The 13,670-nt window shown below is 70.7% G+C and carries 14 protein-coding genes and 1 tRNA gene; 5 read left to right on the top strand and 10 right to left on the bottom strand.

From position 1 onward, the window contains the following. Positions 1-27: 27 nt before the first annotated feature. Both galK and galT read right to left on the bottom strand, forming a co-directional pair. Positions 28-1,167, bottom strand: coding sequence for a galactokinase (galK, locus tag ACRQ4B_RS00900; RefSeq protein ID WP_439692850.1), 1,140 nt, complete (start codon positions 1,165-1,167; stop codon positions 28-30). Beyond that, entirely contained in the window at positions 1,164-2,261 is a 1,098-nt protein-coding gene (gene galT / locus ACRQ4B_RS00895; RefSeq protein WP_439692849.1) for a galactose-1-phosphate uridylyltransferase, read from the bottom strand. Before galT ends, galK begins: the two co-directional genes overlap by 4 nt. A gap of 64 nt (positions 2,262-2,325) precedes the next feature. Between galT and ACRQ4B_RS00890 the strand changes: the two genes are divergently transcribed. Together ACRQ4B_RS00890 and ACRQ4B_RS00885 are read left to right on the top strand one after the other, a co-directional pair. Continuing rightward, entirely contained in the window at positions 2,326-3,180 is an 855-nt protein-coding gene (locus tag ACRQ4B_RS00890; protein WP_439692848.1) for a DeoR/GlpR family DNA-binding transcription regulator, read from the top strand. After that, positions 3,177-4,109: an aldose 1-epimerase family protein gene (locus tag ACRQ4B_RS00885; RefSeq protein ID WP_439692847.1), complete on the top strand. Its 933-nt coding sequence runs from the start codon at positions 3,177-3,179 to the stop codon at positions 4,107-4,109. The genes ACRQ4B_RS00890 and ACRQ4B_RS00885 overlap by 4 nt, the downstream gene beginning before the upstream one ends. 128 nt (positions 4,110-4,237) lie before the next feature. Here ACRQ4B_RS00885 and ACRQ4B_RS00880 read toward each other — a convergent pair whose 3' ends face one another. The 4 genes from ACRQ4B_RS00880 to ACRQ4B_RS00865 all read right to left on the bottom strand — a co-directional run bounded on the left by ACRQ4B_RS00880 (position 4,238) and on the right by ACRQ4B_RS00865 (position 6,385). Then, positions 4,238-4,558, bottom strand: coding sequence for a hypothetical protein (locus ACRQ4B_RS00880; RefSeq protein WP_439692846.1), 321 nt, complete (start codon positions 4,556-4,558; stop codon positions 4,238-4,240). Between the two features lie 159 nt (positions 4,559-4,717). After that, complete coding sequence (locus ACRQ4B_RS00875; protein WP_439692845.1) at positions 4,718-6,043, bottom strand: hypothetical protein; 1,326 nt, start codon at positions 6,041-6,043, stop codon at positions 4,718-4,720. A 55-nt stretch (positions 6,044-6,098) separates the two neighbouring features. Further along, positions 6,099-6,174: transfer RNA gene (locus tag ACRQ4B_RS00870), tRNA-Lys, on the bottom strand. A 49-nt stretch (positions 6,175-6,223) separates the two neighbouring features. Continuing rightward, the gene (locus tag ACRQ4B_RS00865; RefSeq protein ID WP_439692844.1) at positions 6,224-6,385 is read right to left on the bottom strand and encodes a hypothetical protein; all 162 of its coding nucleotides are present in this window, start codon (positions 6,383-6,385) and stop codon (positions 6,224-6,226) included. 127 nt (positions 6,386-6,512) lie between these two features. On the opposite strand from ACRQ4B_RS00865, the gene ACRQ4B_RS00860 reads away from it, so the two are divergent. From ACRQ4B_RS00860 to ACRQ4B_RS00850, 3 genes are all read left to right on the top strand, one after another. Next, positions 6,513-7,142, top strand: coding sequence for a DNA-directed RNA polymerase subunit beta (locus tag ACRQ4B_RS00860; protein ID WP_439692843.1), 630 nt, complete (start codon positions 6,513-6,515; stop codon positions 7,140-7,142). 552 nt (positions 7,143-7,694) lie between these two features. Further along, positions 7,695-8,294, top strand: a complete 600-nt coding sequence (gene sigK / locus ACRQ4B_RS00855; RefSeq protein ID WP_439692842.1) for an ECF RNA polymerase sigma factor SigK — start codon at positions 7,695-7,697, stop codon at positions 8,292-8,294. Beyond that, entirely contained in the window at positions 8,291-9,169 is an 879-nt protein-coding gene (locus ACRQ4B_RS00850; RefSeq protein ID WP_439692841.1) for an anti-sigma factor, read from the top strand. The genes sigK and ACRQ4B_RS00850 overlap by 4 nt, the downstream gene beginning before the upstream one ends. Positions 9,170-9,299: 130 nt before the next feature. Here ACRQ4B_RS00850 and pstB read toward each other — a convergent pair whose 3' ends face one another. The 4 genes from pstB to ACRQ4B_RS00830 all read right to left on the bottom strand — a co-directional run bounded on the left by pstB (position 9,300) and on the right by ACRQ4B_RS00830 (position 13,527). Beyond that, on the bottom strand, positions 9,300-10,079 hold the full coding sequence (gene pstB / locus ACRQ4B_RS00845) for a phosphate ABC transporter ATP-binding protein PstB (protein WP_439692840.1): 780 nt from the start codon (positions 10,077-10,079) through the stop codon (positions 9,300-9,302). Positions 10,080-10,123: 44 nt separating this feature from the next. After that, complete coding sequence (gene pstA, locus ACRQ4B_RS00840) at positions 10,124-11,209, bottom strand: phosphate ABC transporter permease PstA (RefSeq protein ID WP_439692839.1); 1,086 nt, start codon at positions 11,207-11,209, stop codon at positions 10,124-10,126. Positions 11,210-11,222: 13 nt separating this feature from the next. Further along, the gene (pstC, locus tag ACRQ4B_RS00835; protein ID WP_439692838.1) at positions 11,223-12,170 is read right to left on the bottom strand and encodes a phosphate ABC transporter permease subunit PstC; all 948 of its coding nucleotides are present in this window, start codon (positions 12,168-12,170) and stop codon (positions 11,223-11,225) included. Between the two features lie 247 nt (positions 12,171-12,417). Then, entirely contained in the window at positions 12,418-13,527 is a 1,110-nt protein-coding gene (locus tag ACRQ4B_RS00830) for a phosphate ABC transporter substrate-binding protein PstS (RefSeq protein ID WP_439692837.1), read from the bottom strand. Between the last annotated feature and the right edge of the window lie 143 nt (positions 13,528-13,670).

The following is a 13,670-nucleotide window of genomic DNA, read 5'->3' as shown; positions in this document are numbered from 1 at the left end:
GGCGGCGGGCCGGCGAGGGCCTACCGCTCAGTCGCGCCGGGCGCCCTGCGCGGCGTGCACGGTGAACACGTTCGGCTCGCCGTACCCGGCCGCCGCGAAGGCGGACGTGACGGCCGCGGCGATCGTGTCACGGGCCTCCCGGTCGACCAACGCGATCGCCGCACCGCCGAAGCCGCCACCGGTCATCCGCGCACCGACCGCTCCGTGCTCGACGGCCGTGGCGACCGCCAGGTCGAGCTCGGGCACCGAGATCTCGAAGTCGTCGCGCATCGACTCGTGCGACGCGACGAGCAGGGCCCCGATCGCCCGCGGCCCGTGCTCGCGCAGGGTCCGCACGGTGTCGAGGACCCGCTGGTCCTCGGTCACGATGTGGCGGACGCGGCGGAACGTCTCGTCGTCGAGGAGTTCCTGCGCACGGGGGAGGTCGTCGACCGACACGTCGCGCAGTGCCTCGACGCCCATCACCGAGGCCCCGCGCTCGCAGGACTCTCGGCGGGCCTTGTAGCCACCGGTGGCGTGAGCGTGCTCGACGCGGGTGTCCATGACGAGGACCTCCAGCCCGTTCGCCTCGAGCGCGAGGTCCACGACGGCGGTGTCGAGCGTGCGGCAGTCGAGGAAGACGACCGCGTCCTGCTCGCCGAGGAGCGATGCGGACTGGTCCATGATCCCGGTGGGGGCGCCGACGGCGTGGTTCTCCGAGTACTGGCCGACACGGGCGAGGGCCTTGCGGCTGAGCCCGAGGTCCCACAGGTCGTTGAACGCGAGCGCGACGCCGCACTCGATCGCCGCGCTGGAGGACAGTCCGGCGCCGACCGGTACGTCGGACTCGATGAACACGTCGAAGCCGGTCTTGTCGGCGAGGTCGGCACCGGCTTGCTCGCGCAGCGCCCACGCGATGCCGAGCACGTACGCCGACCAGCCCTGCATGCGCGACGGGTCGAGGTCGTCGAGCGACAGCGACACGACGCCGCCGGCCTCGTCGAAGGCGGACGCCACCTGGAGCAGGCGGTCCGTGCGCGGGGCGATCGAAGCGGTGGTGCGCCGGTCGATCGCGAACGGCAGCACGTACCCGTCGTTGTAGTCCGTGTGCTCGCCGATGAGGTTGACCCGACCGGGCGCGGAGTACCGCACCGTGGGCTCGTACCCGTAGACCTGCTGGAACGTCATGCGCGCTCGATCCCTCCTCGGATGAACTCGGCCGCCTTCTCGGGCACGAGGTCCCCGATCCAGGCGCCCATGGCGGCTTCGCTGCCGGCCAGGTACTTCAGCTTGTCCGCCGCACGACGCGGCGACGTGATCTGCAGCATCAGCCGCACGGTGTCGCGACCGGTGTGCACCGGCGCCTGGTGCCACGCCGCGATGTACGGCGTGGGGTCGTCGTACAGCTTGTCGATGCCGCGGGTGAGGCGCAGGTGCATGTGCGCGAGCTCGTCCTTCTCGGCGTCGGTCAGGCCGGCGAAGTCCGGCACGTGCCGGTGCGGCAGCATGTGGATCTCGATCGGCCAGCGCGCGGCGAACGGCACGAAGGCGGTGAAGTGCTCGCCGGCGAGGACGACCCGGTCGGACGCCCGCTCGTTCGCGAGGTGCTGCTCGAACAGGTCGGGGCCGAAGCGCTCGATCGACGCGAGCAGGCGCTGCGTGCGGGGCGTGACGTACGGGTAGGAGTAGATCTGGCCGTGCGGGTGGTGCAGCGTGACGCCGATCGCCTCGCCCCGGTTCTCGAACGGGAACACCTGCTGGATGCCCGGCATGGCCGAGAGCGCGGCGGTGCGGTCCGCCCAGGCCTCGACCACGGTGCGGGCCCGCGACTCGGAGATGGACGCGAACGACCCGGCGGTCTCGGGGGAGAAGCAGACGACCTCGCAGCGACCGACCGAGCGGAGCTGCCGGTTCAGCCCGACGTCGGACAGCGACGCGAGTGACTCCGGTGCGTCGTCGGCCTCGAGCAGGGGTCCGAACGACGGCGAACGGTTCTCGAACACGGCGACGTCGTACCGGCTCGGGATCTCGGACGGGTTCTCGGGGGTCTGCGGCGCGAGCGGGTCCTGGTCGGCCGGGGGCAGGAACACCCGGTTCTGCCGGCTGGCGGCGATGGAGACCCATTCACCCGTCAGGACGTCCTGCCGCATCCGGGCCGTCTCCGGCCGCGGGTCGAGCACACGCTCGTCGATGCTGCGCTCGGCGGGCAGCGTCGAGTCGGCGTCGTCGAAGTAGATGAGGTCGCGGCCGTCCGCGAGCTTCGTCACGCGCTTGGTGATCACCGCACCACCCTAGCGCCCGTCCGAAGCATTGCGAAAGCGTCCGTAAGTACGTGAAACTGGTTCCGTGACGGACGACGACCTCTCCTTCCTCGCCGGTGCACTCCCCGCGCCGCTGCGCCAGGACCGCATCGTCTCGATCGTCGAGGGCGCGCCCGGCATGGTCCGGACCGCCGCCCTGGCAGCAGCGCTGGGCACCAGCGAGGTGACCGTTCGGCAGGATCTCGCCTCCCTCGACCTGGAGGCACGGATCAGGCGGGTGCACGGCGGTGCCGTCCGCCTCGGGGCCGGTTCCGGCGAGCGGCCCTTCGAGGAGACCGCCGTCGAGCACCAGGTCGCCAAGGCCGCGATCGGTCGCGCCGCGGCGGCCCTCGTGCGCTCCGGACAGTGCGTCGTGCTCGACGTCGGCACCACGCCGGCCGCGGTCGCGACGGCGCTCGTCGCCCGGGACGACCTGGTCGACGTCACCGTGGTCACCAACTCGCTCACGACGGCCCTCGTGCTCGAACGCGCCGTCCCGCGGTTCGCCGTCGTGGTCACCGGCGGCACGCTCCGACCGCTCCAGCACTCGCTCGTCGCGCCGTTCAACAACACGCTGCTGCCGGTGATCGCCGCCGACGTGGTGTTCCTGGGCGGGACCGGCATCGACGTCGAGCACGGCCTGACGAACGTGAACCTCCCCGAGACGGAGGCGAAGCGCATGCTCGCCGCCACGGCCAGGCGTACCGTCGTGGTCGCGGACGGGTCGAAGTTCGGCCGGGCCCACATCGGGGTCGTCCGCGCGCTCGAGGACATCGACGTCGTCGTCACCGCCGAGACCACGGCGGACGCGATCGCCCCGATCCGGGCGGCCGGCGTCGAGGTGGTCGTCGCGGACGGCGAACCGCGTGTCGAACCAGCTGGAGAGGACCACACCGCATGACCGCAGCACCCACCGGGGGCCAGTACCACCTCCGTCACGCCGGACCCGACGGGGTCGTCGAGGCGGTCGTCACCGAGGTCGCCGCCGGCATCCGCGAACTCCGGGTCGCCGGGTTCGACCTCACCGAGCCGTTCCCCGTGTCCGAGCAGCCGCCCGGGGCGAACGGCATCGTGCTGGTGCCGTGGCCGAACCGGGTCGCCGGCGGGGTGTGGGAGCTCGACGGCAAGCGCCAGCAGCTCGACGTCTCGGAGCCGAAGTACGGCAACGCCTCGCACGGACTGCTCCGCTTCGCCCCCTACCGCGTGGTGTCCCAGACGGAGTCGGGCATCGTGCAGGAGGCCACCATCCACCCGCAGCACGGCTGGCCGTTCACCCTCGAGACCCGCGTGCACCACGAGCTCGTCGACGACGGCATCCGCGTGACGCACGAGGTCGTGAACCGCTCGGGCGTGCGTGCGCCCTTCGCGGTCGGTGCGCACCCGTACCTCCGCGCCGGCGACACCCCGGCGGAGGACCTGGTCGTCACGCTCGACGCCGCGACCGCGTTCACCGTCGACGAGCGGAAGGTGCCGAACGGGTCGGTGCCGGTGGGCGGGACGCCCTCCGACCTCCGCGCGGGCCGACGTGCCGGCGACTCGGACCTCGACACGGCGTACACCGACATCACGCCCGACGCCGACGGGGTCCGCCGGACGACGATGCACGGCCCGGAGGGCGACGGCGTCGAACTCTGGCAGGACGCGTCGTTCCCGTACGTGCAGGTCTTCACCTCCCGCGAGTTCCCCCGCGGCGACGGCACGGGCCTGGCGGTGGCGGTCGAACCCATGACCGCTCCGGCGAACGCGCTCAACTCCGGTGAGGGTCTGCGCTGGCTCGAGCCCGACGAGTCCTGGACGGGCACCTGGGGCATCCGCCGCGTCTGGTCCTGACGGTCGCCCGGACGCAGGTCGCCGCTCGGCTCCCACCGGGGCGGCGTCCTGCGTCGCTGGCCCCGCGTCCTGCGTTGTTGGCCCCGCGTCCTACGTTGCTGGCCGGAAGCGGGGCCCCGGCGTCGTGCTCAGGCGCGACGCATGCGGAGCGCCTCGACCGCGAGCGACTCGCTGCCGTACCGGCCGACCTCCTGCGCCCACGCCGGGTCGTCCCCGCGCAGTGCGATGAAGTCCTTGCGCTGCCGGCACACGTACCCGAGCACCGCGGCGCCGGTCGCGACCTCGACGAAGTCCTTGCGGATGTGGCGGGTCGTCACCTGCGCGTTCCGGCGGAGCGTGTCGAGCAGCAGCTCGTTGCTCATCGTCGTGTTCGTCGCTGCCGCGAGCTCGACGATGCGGCGCGCGTCACCGGTGGTGCTGGTCTGCGTGGCTTCGATGGGCTCGATCACGGTGTACCCCGTTCGTTCCTGGTGGTGCAGTGGTGCAGGATCCGTCGATCGGATCCGGGAACGACACTATCGGCGGCAGCCCAACAGTCTGCTGAACGCGGACTGAACTGTGGACCGAAAACGCCATGATTCGGCTGTGGGGGACTTGTACCCCGAACGTCACCGGCGCTCGAGGTACTCGCACGTCAGCGTGACGGTCCACGGCGCCCGGTCCGGGGACTGCTTGAGCAGGGCCTCCGCCCGGTCGTCGGTCGCACACGCCTCGCGGGCAGCGGGCACCTGGGACGCGATCGTGGGCCCGTCGGAGCGGGTCGCGTGACCGGAGTCGTGGTGGTTCACGACGAGCGGCACCGCGACCGCGACGGCGATCACGACGGCGGCGGCGCGGCGGACCCAGCCCGGGCCCCAGAGTGCGTCCGCGGTGACGACGAGCGCGACGAGGAGGAAGCCGGAGCTGACGGTGGCGTACCGGATGGTCCCGAAGTGCGCGACGTGCTCCGCGACGCCCTGCGTGAACGCGAACGCGCCCGCGGGCGTCACCAGGAGCGCGGCAGACCAGAGGGCCGCGGCCCCGAGCACCGTCGCGGCGATGAGCCACCGGTGCACGCCACGACCGAGGACGATGCCGGCGACGGCCACGCCGACGCAGACGACGGCCAGCACGACGAACGGTGTCGTCCCGGCGGCGGTGATCGTGGCCGCGACCGCGTCGAGCCGGGTGGTCCACACCGTGGGGAGCGGCACCGTGACGAACCCGACGACGACGTCAGCGAGGGTGACGGGGGTCGCCGCGCCGTAGTGCAGCGCGGGTCGGGGGAAGAGCGCGGACGTGACGACCTGCGCTGCGCCGGCGGCGAGGAACGCGGCGACGACGGGCCACTTCCTCCGCTGCCGGATCCCGACGAGCAGCAGGGGGGCGAAGAGCAGGGCCTGCGTCTCGCTGAGCACGATGGTCGCGACGACGAGCGCGGTCGCTGCCGACGTCCACCACGACCGCGGCACGACGAGGAGCACGAACGGGACGAGCAGCAGCAGGAACGAGTGCAGGTTGTTCATCGTCCCGAGTGCCTCCCGCGGCGCGGTCGGGATCAGCGGGGGCACGGCTGCGAGCAGGAACGGCGCGACCGGGGTCCGCAGCAGCGTCCGACCGTAGAGGTAGAGCAGTGCGCTCACCGCACCGACACCGGCGCAGGACAGCAGCGTGACGGTCTGCGCGAGGTGCTCCGGGGAGGCGACCGTGCTGCTCGTCGCCGCGATCAGCCGGGGGACGAGCTGCAGGTACCCGCCGAACGGCCGGAAGAGCGTGGCCCCGAGACCGTCGACCATGTACTCGGAGACGAAGTTCCGGCCGTCCTCTGCCCACAGCGTCGCGCGTTGCACCGGGTCCAGGCGGGACCAGGCGACCGCCGTCGACAGGACGAGCACGAGCACGGCCACGCCGGCGATCCCCGCGAGCCTCGCGCCGCGTCTTCCTCGTTCAGCCACTGGTCGAGGGTACGTGGTGCCGCCACCGGAGACGGTCGCGGGCCGGGGCGTTTCGTGGTGGGCCCCGTGGGGCTCGAACCCACGACCCTCGGATTAAAAGTCCGGTGCTCTACCAACTGAGCTAGAGGCCCTCACCCGCAAGGCTAGCGGGTGAGGGCCTCCGGTCGGGAAACGGGTGCGTCAGCTCCGTCGTCCGGTGAGCGTGCGCAGCAGCCACAGGACCACCGCGACGACGAGCAGCACGATCCCGACCCACAGCAGGAACTTCAGGCTCGCGGCGAAGCCACCGACGAACAGCAGGACGACCGCGATCACGGCCAGGATGATGAGCAGGGCGTTCATGGAGTGTCCTCTTCTTCACGTCCGGGAGGGGTGCCTCCCTGGCGGGTCACGGTACGCGCCGACGGCCCGTTGCGTTCTCGGCGAACGGGGGACGTGCTCCGCGCCCGGTCGCGCCTACACTGTCGCGGTGCCTCGCGATCACCACCGTCCCGTCCACTTCACCGACCAGGAGTTCGCCGCGATCCAGGGCGGCGAGGACCCGGCACTGGTGAACCGTGTCGCGCACGAGACCGCGAACGCGTTGCTGCACCGGGTGCGCGAGGACCCGGACCCGGCGGTCGTCGAACGACTGGTGACCTACACGGACGTGCACGGCATCGACGCCATCGCCGAGTTGTGGGCGCGGGTGGGGGCGCACACGCTCCCGGGCGCCCTGTGGCGGATCTACCTGGTGCGGGTGGTCATCCGGCAGAACCCGGAGGAGATCGCGTACCTGTTCGAGCGCGGCACCGAGCGCATCGGCACGATCGACGAGGCCGTCGCCGGTGCCGAGCAGCCGACCGGACCCGCGGAGATCCTGACGCTGGCGGACCGCATCCTGCACGGCTTGTACACGGGCGACCTCGCGGTGGCACTCGATCGTGGGGCCGCGTTCTGCCGCTTGACGGCGGCCGGCGCGACGGCGGTCGCGGACGATGCGGACCTGACTGCGGGGGAGCGGGCGAGCGAGCTGACGACGCGGGCGCTCCGTCTGACGGAGCTGGCGGCGGACCTGACCGAGGCAGCGGCGCTCTGGCGCCGCGACAGCCTGGACTGAGCGAGGGGCGGGGCGGACCTCCGCCGCGCCTCCAGGCCCACAGCCCGGACACGGGCAGACGAGGACCGGGCCGCAACGCGGATCCGGACACGGGCAGACGAGGACCGCGCCGCAACCCGGACACGGGCAGACGAGAACCGGCCCGCAACGCGGATCCGGGCAGAGAAGAACCGGGCCGCAGAAGCGCCTCTCGGCGCGAGGCCGCTCGAAGCGGCGAATTTTGGAGCCCGGGGCTTGCTGCGGCCCGGCGACACCGAGTCTACGAGGTGTCGGCTGCGCACACGACCCTGTTCACTCTCGACGGACAGGACCGTCCCCGGGCGTGTGCCCCGAACATGGTTGAGAACCGCTCCAATCCGCCGGGGCGAGGGTGCCGAATCATCACCGTGACAGGCGACATCGTCGGTCACGAGACGAGGGCCCCGCGCGACCCGGTCCGCTCCCTGGCGGTCAATTCCCTGCGGGTCACGTGGGCCCTCGTTCTGGACGTGACGCACGCTCGAACAGCGCGTGTGTCGGCAGAAGACGCGACCGGAAGGAGGGAAACCTGCAATGCTTGCACTCGTGACTCGCGACACTGAGAGCTGGAGCTCGACCGAGCCGGCTCAGGCGTCGCCTGACGACCTCCTCGCCCGGGTGGCGACCGGCGACCAGGCGGCCTTCTCCGAACTGTACGACGCCCTGTCGGGCCGTGTGCTCGGACTCGTGACGCGCCTCCTCCGGGACCGTGCGCAGTCCGAAGAGGTCGCGCAGGAGGTCTTCCTCGAGGTCTGGCAGCAGGCCACGCGCTTCGACCGGCAGCGTGGGACGGCCTCCAGCTGGATCCTCACCATGGCGCACCGCCGAGCGGTCGACCGGGTCCGGGCGTCGCAGTCCTCGCACGACCGGGACACCAAGATCGGCATCCGCGACTTCGAGGCCGGCATCGACGACGTTTCCGAGTCGGTCGAGATCCGCATCGAACACGAACGCGTCAGCCGGGCGCTCGGGAAACTCACCGAGTTCCAGCGCCAGGCCGTGCAACTCGCCTACTACGGCGGCTACTCGCACAGCGAGATGGCCGCACACCTCGGTGTCCCGATCGGCACCGTCAAGACCCGTCTCCGTGACGGGATGATCCGACTCCGCGACGAGATGGGGGTGACGTCATGACCGAACGCCACGACGACCCGGCCCTGCTCACCGGCTCGCACGCGCTCGACGCCCTCACCGACGACGAGCGTGCGATGCTCGAGGCAACGTTCTTCGACTCTCCCGAACTCCGTGCCGAGGCCGACTCGCTGCGGGAGACCGCACTGCAGCTCGCCTACGCGGTCGACCCGATCGAGCCGCCGGCATCCCTCAAGGCCTCACTGATGGCGCAGATCGCGTCGACGCCGCAGGCGGCGCCGCTCGCTGCGGCCCCGGCAACTCCTGCGGCTGCTCCGGCTGCTCCGGTTCCCGACGTGGTCGGCGACGCCGGCCAGGAGGCACGGTTCACCCCCGCCACGCGCCGCAACCGTGCGGGTGGCGGCGCCAGTGCCACCGCCCAGCGTCGGTGGTTCCAGCGTCCGGCAGCCCTCCTGTCCACCGCAGCCGCGGTCGCCGTGGTGTTCCTCGGTGTCGGGCTCGGCGTGGGTACGAACTTCACCCCGTCGAACCAGCCCGGGCCGGGCACGACGCAGGCGAGCGGTGGCCTCGACCGGATCTACGCCGCCTCGGACTTCAAGCGCAGCACCGCGAAGGTGTCCGGCGGCGGGACGGCCACGGTCGTCTGGTCGAACTCGCTCGGCAAGTCGGCGGTCATCCTCGACGGGGTCGCCCCGGCGCCGGAGGGCAAGACGTACGAGCTCTGGTACATCGGTTCGGAGGGCGAGGGCGGCAAGATCAGCGCCGCCGGCCTGCTGGACGGTGTGTCCGACGGGGTGCACTCGGCGGTCCTCACGGGCACGCGGTCGCACGGCGTGACGATCGGCATGACCGTCGAGCCGGCCGGTGGTTCGGAGCAGCCGACCACGACGCCGATCATGGCGGTCCCCACCGCCTGAGCGGTCGGCGGCTGCGCCGTCTGGTTGGCGTTCGCGCGGACCAGTTGGCGTCCGCGCTGACCTGGAACGACAAGACCGACGTCGTGCGACGTCGGTCTTGTCGTGCTCGGTCAGCGCTCAGCGGCGTCGATCACCCGAAGCGGCCGGAGACGTAGTCCTCGGTGGCCTGCACGGACGGGTTCGAGAACATCGTGGCGGTGTCGTCGAACTCGATGAGCTTGCCCGGAGCACCGGTGCCGGCGATGTTGAAGAACGCCGTCTTGTCGCTGACGCGCGAGGCCTGCTGCATGTTGTGGGTCACGATGACGATCGTGAACTCCTTCTTCAGCTCCTCGATGAGGTCCTCGATCGCCAGGGTCGAGATCGGGTCGAGCGCGGAGCACGGCTCGTCCATCAGGAGCACGTCGGGCTGGACGGCGATCGCACGTGCGATGCAGAGACGCTGCTGCTGGCCACCGGACAGGCCCATGCCGGGCTTGTCGAGGCGGTCCTTGACCTCGTTCCAGAGGTTCGCGCCCTGCAGGGAGCGCTCGACGATGTCGTCGGCCTCGGAGCGGGAGACGCGCTTGTTGTTGAGCTTCACGCCGGCGAGCACGTTGTCCTTGATGGACATCGTCGGGAACGGGTTCGGACGCTGGAACACCATGCCGACCTGACGGCGGACGATGACCGGGTCGACGCCGGCACCGTAGAGGTCGTCGCCGTCGATCTTGACCGAGCCCTCGACGTAGGCGCCGGGGATGACCTCGTGCATGCGGTTCAGCGTGCGGAGGAAGGTGGACTTGCCGCAGCCGGACGGGCCGATGAACGCGGTGACGGTGCGGGGCTCGATCGTCATGTCGACGCCCTCGACCGCCTTGAACTTCGAGTAGTAGACGTTGAGGCCGTCGACCTCGATGCGCTTGGACACAGTGTTCCTTCGGGGTGGGTGGTGCCGTTGCCGGTGGTCGGAGGCTAGCGGCTGAGCTTGGGGGCGAACAGGCGGGTGATGAACCGGGCGAGCAGGTTGAGCAGCATCACGATGAGGATGAGCAGGAGCGCGGCGGTCCAGGCCCGGTCGACGAACGGGACCGGGTTGGCGCCCTGCTGCGAGTACTGGGTGTACGCGAACACCGGCAGCGTCATCATCGGGTTCTTGAACAGGTCGTAGTTCATGCTCGCGGTGAACCCGGCCGTCACCAGGAGCGGTGCCGTCTCGCCGATGACGCGGGCGATGGAGAGCATGACGCCGGTGGTGATGCCGGCGAGGGACGTCGGGAGCACGACCTTGAGGATGGTGAGGTACTTCGGGACGCCGAGGGCGTACGAGGCCTCACGGAGCTCCATCGGCACGATCTTGAGCACCTCTTCGGTGGACCGCACCACGATCGGGATCATCAGCACGGAGAGCGCCACCGAGCCGACGAGGCCGAAGCGCGCGCCCGGGCCGAGGAACAGGGCGAACAGCGAGTAGGCGAACAGACCGGCGACGATCGACGGGATGCCCGTCATGACGTCGACGAAGAACGTGATGCCCTTCGCGAGCGCGCCCTTGCCGTACTCGACGAGGTAGATCGACGTGAGGAGGCCGATCGGCACCGAGATGAGCGCCGCGAACAGCGTGATCTCGAGCGTGCCGATCAGGGCGTGGACGGCGCCGCCACCCTCGGAGATGACGCCGCGCATCGAGTACGAGAAGAACTCCGCGTCGAACCGGGCGAGGCCGTCGGCGAGCACCGTGTAGAGCAGCGACACGAGCGGGAGCACCGCGATCACGAACGCCGTGATGACGAGCGAGGTGATCAGACGGTCGACGGCCTTGCGGCCACCCTCGACGATGCGGGAGACCACGACGATGAGCACGTCGAACAGGACCGTGCCGAGGAACAGCGCGGCGACCACGTTGAAGTCCTTGACGGAGCCGCCGGCGTTCAGCAGGACGAAGACGAGGATCAGGGCGACCCAGGAGCCGACGAGCAGCAGCCACGGCACCGACTTGTGCAGCTTGCCGTTGGCGTAGACGTTGCCGGCGACGCCGGACTGACGGATGGCGAGGGACATCGGGTCGTACCTCTCAGCTCACTCGCGCACGGACGATGTACCGGGCGAGCATGTTGATGACCAGGGTGATGACGAAGAGGATCAGGCCCGACGCGATGAGGGCGTTCAGGGCGGTGCCGGACGCCTCGGCGAACTGCAGGGCGATGTTCGCGGCGATCGTCGAGGGGTTCAGCGAGGTGAGCATCTGGAAGGTGACGTTCGTCGACACCGACAGCACCAGGGCGATGGCCATCGTCTCGCCCAGCGCCCGCCCGAGGCCGAGCATGATCGCCGACACGATGCCGGACTTGGCGAACGGCAGGACCGACAGGCGGATCATCTCCCAGCGGGTCGCGCCGAGGGCCAGAGCGGCTTCCTCGTTGAGGCGCGGCGCCTGCAGGAAGATCTCACGCATGACCGCGGTCATGATCGGGATCGCCATCACCGCCAGGACGATCGAGGCGGTCAGGATCGTGCGGCCGGTGCCGGACACCTGTCCGGAGAACAGCGGGAACCAGCCGAGGTAGGTGTTCAGGAAGACGTAGAACGGCTTCACGAAGGGCGCCAGCACCACGATGCCCCAGAGGCCGTAGACCACCGACGGCACCGCGGCCAGCAGGTCGATGACGTAGCCGAGCACCGGGGCGACCCGGCGCGGCGCGTAGTGCGAGATGAAGAGGGCGATCCCGAGGGAGAGCGGCACGGCGATCACGAGCGCGATGAGCGCGGACCAGACGGTGCCGAAGACGAGCGGCCCGACGTAGTCCCAGAAGTTCGTGGCCTGGTTCGGCAGCGTGCCGACCTTGGCGCTGAACGCCGGGATGCTCTGCCAGACCAGGAAGGCGGCGACGAGCACGAGCACGAAGAGGATCAGCCCGCCGGCGATGACCGAGGCGGCGGAGAAGACCCGGTCGCCGATGCGCACGACGGGCTTCGGCTTGGGGGTGACGGGGGCCACTGGCTGGGCCGGTGCGGTCGTCATGGGACTCCTGTCGGAGGAACGCCGGGGGAGGCGACGGGTTGGGGAGTGCTGGGTGTCCGGAGGGGAGGACCTCGGGACGGGCCCGTCGGCTGGGTCTGCCCCGGCCGCCGGGACGGGCCGGTCGGCTGGGTCTGCCCCGGCCGCCGGGACGGGCCGGTCGGCTGGGTCTGCCCCGGCCGCCGGGACGGGAGAGTGCCCGGACGCCGGTCGTGGTGGGTGGGACCGGCGTCCGGGCGCTCAGGGGGCCTTACTTGATGGAGGCGACGGCCTTCGCGGCCTTCTCCGACAGGTCGTCCGTGAGGGCGGCCGACTTGGCCTCCTTCGCGGCGGCCTCCTGCGCGTCCTTCGAGACGACGTAGTCGAGGTAGCCCTTCACGAGCTTGCCCTTGTCGGCGTCCTTGTACTCCTGGCAGGCGATCGCGTAGGAGACGAGCACGAGCGGCCAGGCGCCGTCCGCGGTGTCCTTGCGGTCGATGTCGATCGCGAGGTCGTTGTCCGCACGGCCTTCGACGACCTTGGAGTCGGAGACGACCTTGGCGGCACCCTCAGCGGAGATCTCGGTGGCCTTGTCGCCGACCATGAGCTTCGCCTTGTCGAGGTCACCGGCGCCGGAGTCGTCGATGTAGGTGATCGCGTTCGAGGCGCCGGCCATGGCCGAGGCCACGCCCGAGGTGCCCTTGGCGCTGTCGCCGACCTGGTACGGGAAGGTCTGGCTGGGCGCTTCGGTCCAGACGTCGCCGGCGTTCGCCGAGACGTACTCGGAGAAGTTCTGCGTGGTGCCCGAGTCGTCGGAGCGGTGCACGACCGTGATGTTCGCGTCCGGCAGCTTCGCGTCCTTGTTGAGGGAGGCGATCTGGGAGTCGTTCCACTTGGTGATCTTGCCCGAGAAGATGCCCGCGATGGTCTTCGCGTCGAGGGTCAGGTCCTTGACGCCGTCCACCTTGTAGGCGATCGCGATCGGGGAGATGTAGACCGGGATGTCGATGGCCTTCGAGTCCGCGGCGCAGAGGGCGAACGAGCCGGAGAGCTCCTCGTCCTTCAGGGCGGCGTCGGAGCCGGCGAAGTCCGCGGCACCCGAGATGAAGTTCTTGCGGCCGGCGCCGGAGCCGTCGGGGGTGTAGTTGACCGTGAGGCCCGAGGCGACGTTCTGGATGCCGGCGGCCCAGGTGGACTCGGCGGTCTGCTGGGCGGACGAACCCGAACCGGTGAGCGTGCCGGAGAGCTTCGAGTAGTCGGTGCCCGAGCTGGAGGTGGAGGAGGCGGTGCTGCCCGCGTCCTCGTTCGCCGCGCACGAGGAGAGCACGACCGCGCCGGCGATCGCGATTGCCGCGACCGTACCGATTCGCTTGATGTTCACAGGGGTCCCTTCGGGAATGTCAGTGCAGGTGGGACCGCTGCTGGTCCCTCGGGTCGGTGCCGACCCGGGAGCGACTGTAGGGACGCGAAGTGACGGGGATCACGCTCGTCGGTGAACGGGAGGTGAACGAGGGGTTGTGCCCG

This window comes from Curtobacterium sp. SP.BCo, assembly GCF_051903265.1.
Lineage (GTDB): Bacteria > Actinomycetota > Actinomycetes > Actinomycetales > Microbacteriaceae > Curtobacterium.
Note: the sequence above shows the minus strand (reverse complement) of the source record. Positions and strands in the feature narration are given on the sequence as shown.